At 68.3% G+C, this 11,295-nt stretch carries 11 protein-coding genes and 3 pseudogenes; 10 read left to right on the forward strand and 4 right to left on the reverse strand.

The features are described from left to right. Positions 1-113 precede the first annotated feature (113 nt). From AC08OU_RS17010 to AC08OU_RS17020, 3 genes and pseudogenes are all read right to left on the reverse strand, one after another. A pseudogene (locus tag AC08OU_RS17010) lies at positions 114-467 on the reverse strand (Clp protease N-terminal domain-containing protein); the annotation flags it as partial. Further along, positions 458-841: a chaperone modulator CbpM gene (locus AC08OU_RS17015; protein ID WP_462189091.1), complete on the reverse strand. Its 384-nt coding sequence runs from the start codon at positions 839-841 to the stop codon at positions 458-460. The gene AC08OU_RS17015 and the pseudogene AC08OU_RS17010, both read right to left, overlap by 10 nt. Beyond that, complete coding sequence (locus AC08OU_RS17020; protein WP_476601313.1) at positions 838-1,851, reverse strand: DnaJ C-terminal domain-containing protein; 1,014 nt, start codon at positions 1,849-1,851, stop codon at positions 838-840. Before AC08OU_RS17020 ends, AC08OU_RS17015 begins: the two co-directional genes overlap by 4 nt. 356 nt (positions 1,852-2,207) lie before the next feature. Here AC08OU_RS17020 and AC08OU_RS17025 point away from each other — a divergent pair, with 356 nt between their 5' ends. The 4 genes and pseudogenes from AC08OU_RS17025 to AC08OU_RS17040 form a co-directional block, all read left to right on the forward strand. Then, on the forward strand, positions 2,208-3,410 hold the full coding sequence (locus tag AC08OU_RS17025) for a PAS domain-containing protein (protein ID WP_476605305.1): 1,203 nt from the start codon (positions 2,208-2,210) through the stop codon (positions 3,408-3,410). 29 nt (positions 3,411-3,439) lie between these two features. Beyond that, positions 3,440-3,541, forward strand: a pseudogene (locus AC08OU_RS17030) (hypothetical protein); the annotation flags it as partial. A gap of 43 nt (positions 3,542-3,584) precedes the next feature. Then, entirely contained in the window at positions 3,585-4,166 is a 582-nt protein-coding gene (locus AC08OU_RS17035) for a response regulator (RefSeq protein WP_476601314.1), read from the forward strand. A gap of 207 nt (positions 4,167-4,373) precedes the next feature. After that, positions 4,374-4,598: pseudogene (locus tag AC08OU_RS17040) on the forward strand (hypothetical protein); the annotation flags it as partial. Between the two features lie 544 nt (positions 4,599-5,142). Here the strand turns inward: AC08OU_RS17040 and AC08OU_RS17045 are convergent. Then, positions 5,143-5,472 carry a hypothetical protein gene (locus AC08OU_RS17045; RefSeq protein WP_476601315.1) on the reverse strand — a complete coding sequence of 110 codons (330 nt, stop codon included), beginning with the start codon at positions 5,470-5,472 and terminating at the stop codon, positions 5,143-5,145. A 448-nt stretch (positions 5,473-5,920) separates the two neighbouring features. Between AC08OU_RS17045 and AC08OU_RS17050 the strand changes: the two genes are divergently transcribed. The 6 genes from AC08OU_RS17050 to AC08OU_RS17075 all read left to right on the forward strand — a co-directional run bounded on the left by AC08OU_RS17050 (position 5,921) and on the right by AC08OU_RS17075 (position 11,275). Beyond that, positions 5,921-6,634, forward strand: a complete 714-nt coding sequence (locus AC08OU_RS17050) for a YcnI family copper-binding membrane protein (protein WP_476601316.1) — start codon at positions 5,921-5,923, stop codon at positions 6,632-6,634. Between the two features lie 44 nt (positions 6,635-6,678). Beyond that, positions 6,679-8,319 carry a copper resistance CopC/CopD family protein gene (locus tag AC08OU_RS17055; RefSeq protein ID WP_476605306.1) on the forward strand — a complete coding sequence of 547 codons (1,641 nt, stop codon included), beginning with the start codon at positions 6,679-6,681 and terminating at the stop codon, positions 8,317-8,319. 171 nt (positions 8,320-8,490) lie between these two features. Next, entirely contained in the window at positions 8,491-9,303 is an 813-nt protein-coding gene (locus tag AC08OU_RS17060; RefSeq protein ID WP_476601318.1) for a ferritin-like domain-containing protein, read from the forward strand. 106 nt (positions 9,304-9,409) lie between these two features. Continuing rightward, entirely contained in the window at positions 9,410-10,021 is a 612-nt protein-coding gene (locus AC08OU_RS17065) for a PaaI family thioesterase (protein WP_476605307.1), read from the forward strand. Positions 10,022-10,074: 53 nt separating this feature from the next. Continuing rightward, on the forward strand, positions 10,075-10,323 hold the full coding sequence (locus AC08OU_RS17070; RefSeq protein ID WP_476605309.1) for an acyl carrier protein: 249 nt from the start codon (positions 10,075-10,077) through the stop codon (positions 10,321-10,323). Between the two features lie 16 nt (positions 10,324-10,339). Then, positions 10,340-11,275, forward strand: coding sequence for an acyl-ACP desaturase (locus AC08OU_RS17075; protein ID WP_476605308.1), 936 nt, complete (start codon positions 10,340-10,342; stop codon positions 11,273-11,275). Positions 11,276-11,295: the final 20 nt, after the last annotated feature.

The raw sequence follows: 11,295 nt of genomic DNA on the forward strand, positions 1-11,295 counted from the left end.
CGCCACCGGGCGGTCGCGACCCGCTACGACAAACTAGCCGTCCGCTACGAAGCAACAGTCACCATCGCCGCGATCAACGAATGGCTGCCCCGATAAACTTCCCAAACAGGCCCTAGCGCGAGGAGAAGGTGTTCCACCGAGACGTAGTCGTCCCTGAGCCGCCCGGCCTCGCGCTCGGCCGCATCCAGCAGCCGGGACAGCCGCTGGGTGAGGAACACCCGCCCGGGGGCGGCGCCCGGCCCGCTGACCTTCGGCCGCCGGGCCAGGTCGGCTTCGACGGCGGCGGCCAGCGCGGCGGAGTCGGCGCCGGTCTGCCCGATCAACCGGGGGATCAGCCCGTCCGGGGCCTGCAGCAGGGCGAGGAGCAGATGCTCGCCGTCGACCTCGGTGTGCCCGAGCGCGGTCGCCCTGGCCTGCGCCGCGGCCAAGGCCTTCTGGGACTTCTGAGTCAGCCGGTTCATGTCCACGGCGGTGTGCTCCTTGCGGCTGTCGGAGATCGAGCGGCCTGGTCACCGCGCAGCGCGGCTTCCAGCAGGTCGATGCGGTCGAGCAGGTCGAGGACGAGACCGATCGCGGCGTAGTTCAGGCACAGGCCGGCCCGCAGCCGTTGGATCCTCGCGATCGTCGCCGGGGTGTCCGGGGCGAACCACAGCGTCCCGGTGGCGTCGCGGGAGGCCTCCAGCAGGCCGAGCGCCACGAACCGGCGGACCAGGTCGGGATGCAGCCCGCCGCGGCTGGCGACCGTCTCCACGGTCAGCTTCCGGGCTGGTGCCAGCGGGTAACGCGGCCGGGTGATCGGCGACGGCGCCGTCCGCTGCTGCGACGGGGATGGGATGGTCATCGCCAGGATCCCTTGCTCGGATCGGACTTTCTGGGGTTGGAGTTTCTCGGGTCGGAGTTTCTCGGGTCGAAGGTCGAGGTGGCCGCCAGTTCTCCGAACAGCGCCCGCTCCCGGTCGGTCAGCGTCGGCGGCACTGCCACGCTGACCTCGGCGTAGAGGTCGCCCGGCCGTCCCGACGGATTCGGCAGGCCCTCGCCACGCAGCCGCAGCCGGCGGCCACTCGACGAACCCGCCGGGACGTGGACCTTGACCTCGCCGCCGGGAGTGCTGGTCGAGACCGTCGCGCCCAGCGCCGCCTCCCACGGGGTGACCGGTAGCTTCAGCTGGATATCGCGGCCGCCCACCCGATAGCGGGGGTGCAGTGCGATCCGTACCCGCAGGTAGAGGTCGCCGGGCGGGGCGTCACCGCTGCCACGGCCGCCCTGCCCGGCCAGCCGGATCCGCTGACCGGCCACCACCCCCGCGGGGATGCTGACCTGGTAAGAACGCGGCCCGTCCGAGCCGGTCAGCGTGACCCGGCGGCGACCACCCCGGTACGCCTCCTCGACCGTCAGGCTGAGCTCGGCTTCCTGGTCGGCGCCCGGGATCGGCCCGGCCGCGCCACGGGCCCCGAAAAGGGTTCCGAACAGATCCTCGAATCCGGCTGTGCCGAAACCCGCCCCCCCATCCCAGCCATCCCCGCCGAAGCCGGGTTCCACCCCGACGCCGCGGGCCCGGCCCCGACCACCGGCTGGCCAGCCTCCGTCGACGCCCGCGCCGGCGGCCACCCGCTCCTCGTAGTCCTCGGGGAGGCGCCGGAAGTCCGCGCCGAACCGGTCGTAGCGCGCCCGCGTCTTCGGGTCGGACAGCACGTGGTACGCCTCACCGATCTCCTTGAACCGCTCCTCCGCCTCCGGGCTGCGGTTGACGTCGGGGTGGTAACGGCGGGCGAGGCGGCGGTAGGCCTGCTGCACCTCCTCGCCGCCTGCGTCGCGCCGGAGGCCGAGAACCTCGTAGTAGTCGCGGGCCATCGGCGCTCACTCCTCATCGCCGCCCAAGTGCTGTCCCCGGCCGTGGCCCGGACCTCGACCACCCCGTCCTCGACCACCCCGTCCTCGACGTCGAAGATGCTCACGCCAAACGTGCCGCCGCTGAGAACGTGCCGCCGCCGAGGCCGAGTGTTACGCCATCCGATGGCTTCCCGATCCACCGGCGCCTCAAAACCACCCGCCGGAATCCCACCAAGCCGATCAGGTCGGTCCTCCGGGAGAAGGCACGCATAAGCGGTGAACCACGGTGGCGGGTCGGCACGGGGGGTCGGCATCTGTGCTATGGTCCACGCAGCATCACTTAAAGAGACAGATCAATTACCGATCGTGGTGATGTGGTGAAGGGTTCCTCAGACCTGGCCAGTGGTCTGTTGGAGGCGGCGCCGGACGTGATCGTCGCCGTCCGGGACGATGGGGCCATCGTCCTGGTCAACGCGCAGGCCGAGCGGCTGTTCGGCTACACTCGCGACGAGCTGGTCGGCCAACCGGTCGAGATCCTCATCCCGGTCGGTGCCCGCGCCGTCCATCCTGATCATCGGGACCGCTACTTCGCCGATCCCCGGCCCCGGCCGATGGGTGCCGGCATGGAACTGGCCGGGCGCCGCCGCGACGGCAGCGAGTTCCCCGCCGAGATCAGTCTCAGCCCGCTGGAGACCGAGGACGGAACGATCGTCTCCGCGGCCGTACGTGACGTGACCGACCGCAAACGGGCCGAGGCGAAGTCCCGCGGCCTGCTGGAAGCCGCGCCCGACGCGATCATCGGAGTCCGCCCCGACGGACGGGTCGTCCTGGTTAACGCGCAGGCCGAGCGGCTGTTCGGCTACACCCGCGACGAACTGGTCGGCCAACCGGTCGAGATCCTCATCCCGGTCGGTGCCCGCGCCGTCCATCCTGATCATCGGGACCGCTACTTTGCCGACCCCCACCCCCGGCCGATGGGTGCCCGCCTCCAGCTCGCTGCCCGCCGCCGCAACGGCAGCGAGTTCCCCGTGGAGATCAGTCTCAGCCCGCTGGAGACCGAGGAGGGAATACTCGTCTCCGCGGCGGTCCGGGACGTCACCGACCGCCTCGAAGCCCAGGCCGAGGGGGAACGGTTGCGCGTCGAGGCGCAACGCCGCAACTTCGAGGCCCAGCTCCACCAGTCCCAGCGGTTGGAAAGCCTCGGCCAGCTCGCCGGCGGGGTGGCGCACGACTTCAACAACCTCCTCGGAGCCATCATCAACTACGCCTCGTTCGTCGCCGAGGAGGTCACCCAGGCCGCCGCCACTCAGACCGCGGACGGACGGTGGAACGACGTACTGCGCGACATCGAACAGATCCAACGCGCCGCCGACCGCGCCACCGTCCTCACCCACCAGCTCCTCACCTTCGGCCGCCGCGAAACCGTGCAGCCCCCCGGGTACTCAGCCTCAACCAGGTCGTCACCGACCTGGAGAACCTGCTGCACCGCACCTTGGGCGAACACATCGGGCTGCACATCCATCTGCAGCCCGAGCTGTGGCCCATCCTGGCTGACCCCGGCCAGATCGAACAGGTCCTGACCAACCTTGCCGTCAACGCCCGCGACGCCATGCCCGACGGCGGCGTGCTGACCATCGACACCGCCAACATCACTATCGATCCGGATTACGCGAGCGAACGCCCGGGCGTGAAAGCCGGCCCGCATGCACGGATCCGCGTCTCCGACAGCGGCACCGGCATGCCCCCGGAGGTCCTTGCCCGGGTCTTCGAACCGTTCTTCACCACGGAAACCCAAGGGGGAAGGCTCCGGCCTCGGCCTCGCCACCGTCTACGGGATCATCAGCCAGGCCGGCGGGCACACCGACATCTACTCCGAACCCGGGGTCGGCACCACCATTCGCTGCCTGCTCCCCGCCACCGCCGCCGGTCAGCCGGACACCGCGACCGGCACTCCGGCACACGCGGGCGAGACCGTCCTGCTCGTCGAGGACCAGCCCGCCATCCTCGAGGTCACCCGTCGCCTGCTTGCCCGCAACGGCTACCAGGTCCTCACCGCTACCTCCGCCGACGAGGCCATCCCCCTCGCCGCCGACCACCCCGGCCCCGTCCACCTGCTGCTGACCGACGTCATCATGCCGCGCATGCAGGGCAAGGAACTCGCCGGCCGGATCCGCTCCACTCGCCCCGACACCCGGGTGCTCTACATGTCCGGCTACGCCCACCCGGTCCTCACCACCCAGGGGAAACTTGATCCCGGTGTCATCCTGCTCGAAAAGCCCTTCTCCGAACGGGTCCTGCTCGCCAAAGTCCGAGAAGCCCTCGACCCTCCGACCTGACCACGAATCAACCAGGACCCACCTCAACGGCCAGGATATTTCCTTTCTGCCCCGTTGATAAGAAATATCCGTCAGCCGGCGCTTTCGTCGTCGCTCGTCCTGCCGCGCGGCCCTGGTCACGGGTGGTGGTTTCTGCGGTTGACAGTCTCTGCCCGCGTCATAGGCTCAGCCGTGGGACGGATGCCCGACCGGGGTAGAGTGATGATAATGCATCAGCAGGAAGCGCAGCAGGTGGAGCGCGTGCTGCGGCAAAACTGGCAGCAGATCCGATACCAGATCCTTGACCAGTTCGCCGAGGTAAACGCGTCGGACCTGGACGCAGCCTCGAGCGTCGACGACCTTGTTCAGCGCATCGCCGACAGGTCGCACTACAGCGACAGGTACGTGGAAAGCAGGATACGCGAGCTGGTGGGTGTTGCGGCGGGCGCAGGCGCCGGTCCAGCAGCGCAACCCACCGCAGCGGCGCAGGCTGCAGCCGAGCAGGCCCCAGCGCCAGCCGCGGCCGAGCAGCCGGCCGCCGGGGGCCAGGCTGAGCAGCCCACGGCGGAGCAGCCCACGGCGGAGCAGGCCACGGCGGAACAGCCCACGGCGGAACAGGCCGGGCAGCGGTTCGGCGGGCAGCAGCCGTTCACCGCGGCGTAGCCGCCGAGGCGGACCGGAGGGTGGGGTGCCGTCCAACGACGGAAAGCACCCACCTGTCGGACGTCTGCGGTAGGCGTCTGCGGTAGACGGAGTACTCGAAGGCGCCTTCGAGTGGCTGGAGGTGCTTTCCTGCCCGGGATCCGCCGCCCGTCATTCCTCAGTGCCCGACGGCGGCAGTGCCCGACGGCGGCAGACTCCGTAGCGGTGGATCGGCATCGGCCAGCTGGATGGGCCTGGGCTTTCTGGCCTCGGGCATCGTGTTCACGGCGATCATCGCGGTGCCCGCGGCTGCCTGGTGGCGGTTCGGGTTGAATGAGGTCGTCGCCCCAGATCATCAACCCCAGCCGCACGGTTCCGGGGGTGTGGCCATGACCGCGGCGGGCATGGCAAGCTTGCTCGTTGTGGCAACAGGGTGCGAGGTGGACAGGGGAACGGCCCGGTTGGGCCGAGCCGTGGTGTTCGCCTCGTCCTCGGTGTGTCTGGCCTGGGCAGCGCACGTCTCTGGCGGGGGCCGCGGCCAGCCGCTGGGATCATGCTGGTTGCGGTCCTCCTCCTCACCCGGGTGGCGTTCGGGTTCGCGGACCGCGAGCGAGGAGTCGCTGCGCTGCTCGCGGGTCTGGGGGTGACGCAGATCGCCCTCCATGTCACCTTCGTACTTGCGCATCCGCACACCCACCTGGCCAGCGGTCCGAGCCTGGATGTTCCGATGACGGCGGCCCACGGCATTGCCGTGGGCTGTGTGGGATTGATGCTTCGTCACTCCGAGCGGGCTGTGTGGTGTGCGGCCGGACTGAAGCCGCGCACCGTTGTGGCCCTGTTGCTGTATCCGGTGACCGTTGCCGTCGTTCCGCCTGTCCCACCCACCGTGAAGATCAACCTTCGGAAGCGGGCGCCGAGACCGCACGCTCGCCCCCTTGGCCGTGGCGCACGGCGTCGGGGACCACCCGCTTCCCCTTCTCCGGGGTTGACGTCACGGCGAGCGTTGACGTCACGGCGAGCCTGGTAGACGAGTTCTCCTGGCGGGCTCATCTGCCCGACGAGCGACCCCGGCGCGAGCAAGGCAAGGCATCTTCAGGTGGTCCCACGCGCCGTGGGACGTTCGAAGGGATCTTATGTACCGCAACGTTCGGCGTGCCGGCATGCTTGCCGGCACTGCCGCGGCAGCGATGTTCCTCCTGGCCGGACCGGCGTCCGCCCATGTCACGGTGCAGCCGCCGACGGCTGCCGCGGGCAGCTACGCCACCTTGTCGTTCAAGGTCCCCACGGAGAAGGACACCGCGTCCACGACCGGGTTGGACGTCCAGCTTCCCACCGACACCCCGATCGTGTCCGTGTCGGTCCAGCCCAAGGCGGGGTGGACACACAAGATCACCAAGGCGGCTCCGCCGAAGCCGCTCATGACGGACGACGGAGAGGTCAAGGAGGTCGTCACCAGGATTGCCTGGACGGCGCAGGGGGATGGCGGGATCAAGCCCGGGGAGTTCGACACCTTCACCGTCTCCGCCGGGCCGCTGCCCGAAAACACCGACCACATTGTGTTCAAGGCGTTGCAGACCTACTCCGATGGTTCGGTCGTGCGGTGGGTCGATGTCGTCGCCCCCGGCGCCCAGGAGCCTGAGAAGCCGGCGCCGGTCCTCACGCTGACAGCATCCTCCCCGGGGTCCGGTGGGCATGGCGCGGCCACGGTGCGGTCGGACGAAGCCGCATCGGCCTCCGACGATTCCGACGGGACGGCGCGTGGCCTGGGGATCGCCGGTCTCGTCCTTGGCGCACTCGGGTTGCTTGCCGGTGGATTCGCGCTGATCTCTTTGCGGCGGCGCGCCTAACCGTCGTGCGCCGCATCCTGGTGGTGGCCGTGACGTTCCTGGTCATGGCCACCACCTCCATCGGTCTCGGCCTCGGGGTCCCGTCGGCGTCGGCGCATGCCCTTTTGACGGGTAGCGACCCCGTGGACGGCGCGGCACTCGACGTCGCACCCGCACGGGTAACCCTTGACTACAGCGAGTCGGTGCGGGTCTCGCGCGATTCGATCCGGGTGCTCGATTCCGCGGGTAGGCGGGTCGATGATGATCGTGCCGGATCTGGTCCCAAGGCCTCGCAGGCGACGGTCGCGCTCCGGCCGGGGCTGCCGAACGGCACGTACGTGGCGAGCTGGCGTGTCATCTCGGCGGATAGCCATCCTGTTTCCGGTGCGCTCGCCTTCGGTGTGGGCGGGCCGCCGGAGGCCGCCGCCGCGGCGGCCTCCGGCACATCGGGCTCCTCGACGGTGGGCGTCGTCTTTGCCGTGGCGAGATTTCTCGGATACGCCGCGACGGCCCTGTTACTGGGCGTCTGTTTCTTTCTGATAGTGCTCTGGCCGACAGGTCTTCGTGCGGCCGGCCGCGGCCGGCTGTTGATGGCAGCGTGGGGATTATCCGTTTTTGCGGCCTTCGCGCAGCTGCTGCTGCAGGGCCCCTACGCTGCCGGGCTCGGCCTCGGGGGACTCGGGCAGTGGTCGGTTCTGTCGACCACCCTGGCGGATCGGTTCGGCCACCTGCTGCTGATCCGTCTGCTCGCTCTTGCTTTGATGGTGCCTCTCGTGCGGCGGCTGTTGCGAACCGGGTCGGTGGATCTGCGGGGAAACGGGGAGCTCGCCGGTCTCGGTGTCGTGGTGGCCGTGACGCTTGCCATGATCGGTCATGCCAGTGCCGGCGACCTGGCTTGGCTGGCTACCACCAGCACGACGGTGCATGTGATCGCCATGTCGGTGTGGATCGGTGGTCTGGTGATGATTGCCGGTTTCCTGGTGCGCCGCGCATCGGCCACCGAGCCGGCGGAGGTCCTTCCCCGGTGGTCGAAGATCGCGGTTGTGGCCGTTGCCGCCGTGATGGTCAGCGGGGTCTTCCAGGGCTGGCGTGAGGTCGGCCCGCCACGGGCCCTGATTGATACCAGCTATGGTCGACTGCTGGTGTACAAGGTGTGGCTGGTCCTTGGAATGATCGCTCCCGGCGCTCTGGCGCGGCAGTGGGTCCGCCGGCAGTACAGAACGAACAGAGATCAGCCGGCCGGCCGGCCGGACCGCTCGCCGGATACCGTTCTGCTTGCCGGGCTGCGGCGGGGTGTCATGGCGGAAATCGTGGCCGGGGCTGTCGTGCTGGGGATCACGGCTGGGTTGGTGAACATGGTACCGGGACGTACCAGCTATTCACCGCCGTTCTCCGACACCACCTTCGCGGGTCCGATGACGGTGAAGGTGCGGGTCTCACCGACGCGGGTGGGCGCCCAGACCCTGGACGTCCACGCCACGGGCCCGAGCGGCAAACCGCAGAAACTGGTGGAGGCCAGTGCGGCGTTGTCGTTGCCGGCCGCCGATCTCGGCCCCTTCGCTGTTCCGCTGAGCCTGGCCGCGCCGGGCCATGCGCGGAGCGACGGGATCCGGGCGCCGTTGCCCGGTGAATGGCAACTTCGGCTCACGCTCCGAGTGAACGATTTCGACCAGTACGTGACAACCGTGTTCTACCAGGTCCGATGAAGGACTCGTGAACGATGAAGGGCTCGTGAACGCTGGGCGGCGGTAAGCGCTTTCGCGATAGCTGATCGGAATGGTTCGATTGGCGTGTGATATCAGGGTTGTAATGATCTGTCAGGCAACCCATGGTAGAGCGGCAAAGGCCTGCGAGGGAAGCTCAGAAGGAGTCCATCCATGCCGACCGCCACCGCTGACAAGTCCCATAGCTTCGATGTTTTCCAGCACTACGAGCGCCTCCAGTGGAAGGTTTCCGACCTCGGGCTGGAAAACGTCCGGCGTGACCTCGTTCATCCCGTTTACATCTCGCTTGTCAAGGGCGTTGTCATGGGCGAGGCGACGTCTCTCCCCGGGCTGCACGGTTTTCTCAGCGAGTTCCACGACGACTACGACTGCTCGGCCTTCGTGGCCATCTGGGCCTACCAGGAGCTTCAGCATCACTACGCCTTCCGTGCTTGGCTCAAGGCGGTGGGCGTCCATGTCGACCAGGACAAGATCGAGGCTCTGCGTGAGCCGTACGAAGCCGGTATCACGCCGAGTGCGACCCTGACCACGAACGTGATCTCCGAGATCATCGTTAACACGGTCTACCGGGCGATGTCGGAGTGGGTGGAGGAGCCCGTGTTGGCCGACCTGTTTCTCCGCGCGAGCCGCGACGAAGCAGGGCACGCCCGCGAGTTCCTCTTCTACTTGAAGCGTCGCCTGGAACTCCACCCGCACGAGCTGAGGTCAGTCCTGGAAAGGATTCATTTCTACGTTACGAGCCCGCGGCTCAACCACCCGGTCGGTGTCTACAAGCATCAGCGCGTCGAGGAGATGCGGGGGCACGAGACCGTCGACGACGTGATCGATGTCTATCTCCAGTTCTCTCCGCCGGATGCGCTGGAAAAGCTCCAGGCCAAGCTCCGGCGCATGCTCGGAACAGCGGTCGGCCGGGACCTGAGCCGGAACTCCGGCATCCGCCACGCGATGGCCGAAATAGTGGCCTGATGCGTCGAATCTGAGAACGTCGTTCCAGACCCGATCGGATGCGGGGGCGACGCGCGACGACGGCGGCGCCCCGGATCACGTGCGACGCCGTCGGCAGGGGCGCGCCGTGACCGATTCCCTGCCGGAGGAACCGATGCACATTCACCCGACCGCTCCCTCCCAATTCTCGGCCGACGAGGAATACCTGCCGGTGCCCTGGGCGGTCCTGGAGAGCTACCGCTGCTTCGGCTGCTCACCGCACAATGCAAACGGCCTGCGCCTCCGCTTCGCCTTCCGTCCCGACGGGATCGCCACCCGCTTCAGGCTGGACCGCACTCACGAGTCGTACCCGGGGGTCGTGCACGGCGGTCTCATCGGAGTCATCTGCGACGAAACCATGGGAAACCTGATCGTTCTGCGAACAGGCCTCACCTCCTTCACTACCGGTATGCGGCTGCGGTACGTCACCGCGATGCGGGTGAACACCGACTACCAGTGCGTCGCCCGCCTACAGGCCGACGCGGCTGAGCCGGTCTCCAACCCGACGGGCGCGGGCGGCCTGGTGCGTGCCGAGGCCGAGATCCTCGACGCCGCGGGCAGTCTGGTGGCTGCGGCGAGCGCGACCTACCGTCCGACATCGATGAACATCGCGCGGCAACGCCTGGACCTGCGACCGGACGAGTTCGACCGCGTCGCGGAAGCCATCACCGCGGCCCAGGCCGCCGGCGGCCAGGGCTGAATAGTCCCTCTCACGCGCCTCAACCGACACGGCGAATGACTGAAGGAGTCATGATGACACCCTCCCGCGCCGAGATTGTCAGTACTGTCACCGCCATCCTTGCTCGCGAGCTCGGGATGCCAGCCGACGCGCTCACTCCCGACCTCGACCTGCGGGCCGTCGAAGGCGCGGACTCGGTGAAGGTCCTGGTCATGATCTCCCGCATAGAGCGCACGTACGATATCGAGGACGTCTTCACCCTGAGCTCCATCAACGACGTCGTCCGTATCGTGCTTGCGGCGCTCGAGACGGCGGCGGTCTGACAACAGGAGAATCATCGTGACCGTATCGAACACCGTTATATCATATACCTCTGCTCCGGAAGCGGGGCAACGCCGCCCTGCCCGGTCCGACGGCCCTTTTACCCGTCCGGTGCTGCCGCTGCTGCCCGCCTCCGACCTGGCGGCGGCGGTCACCGCGTTTCATTCTGCCGGGTCCGCCGCCCGCCGGTGGGACGTCGAATCGGCCTTCCAGTGGGACGAGGCCGAGGCCGACCGGCTCACCGAAGGCCATCGCTCAGCGGTCCGCTTCATCACCCTGATCGAGGACCATCTCCCCGGCTATTTCGGCCTCTACGAGCGTGCGTTCCCGCTCAACTCCGACGTTGACCTGGAAACCTTTATCCATAACCGTGAGCTCTACCATTTCACGGTACGGTGGGCCCAGGAAGAGGACAGCCACGCCCGGGCCCTGTTCCGCTACCAGGTCGCCGCCGGTATCGCCGAACCGGAGGAACTGCGTCGGGAACTGGCGGCCGAGGGCCGCAAGAAATTCGATCTGCCACTTGACCACGCGGTCTCGTTGTTCGCCTACGCACTCGTGCAGGAGAAGGCGACGCAGCTCTATTATCAGCAGCTACGCACCGTGGCCGGCGATCCGGTCCTGGCCGACGTCCTCACCCGACTCGCCCGCGACGAGTCGCGCCACTTCGCGTTCATGGCGGATGTGGTCGAGCGGTACCTGCGCCGGGAGGGCGACGCCGTGGTGGAGCCAATCCGCGAGGTCATTGCGACCTTCCGGATGCCACTGGCCGACACCATCCGCGGCTACTGGCGATGGGCACTGCGGATCAGGGAAGTCGCCCACTACGACCACACGGACGCCTACGCTCACCTCATCCGGGTCGTGAACCGCGCCGTCGACGCCCGGTCCGACCGGGTGAATGAACTGATCACCTTTATCGACGCATGCCGGACCGCCCCCGTCCCGGCCTGAGCCTGGTCGGGTGGCCTTGA

The organism is Frankia sp. CcMO1 (genome assembly GCF_977945845.1).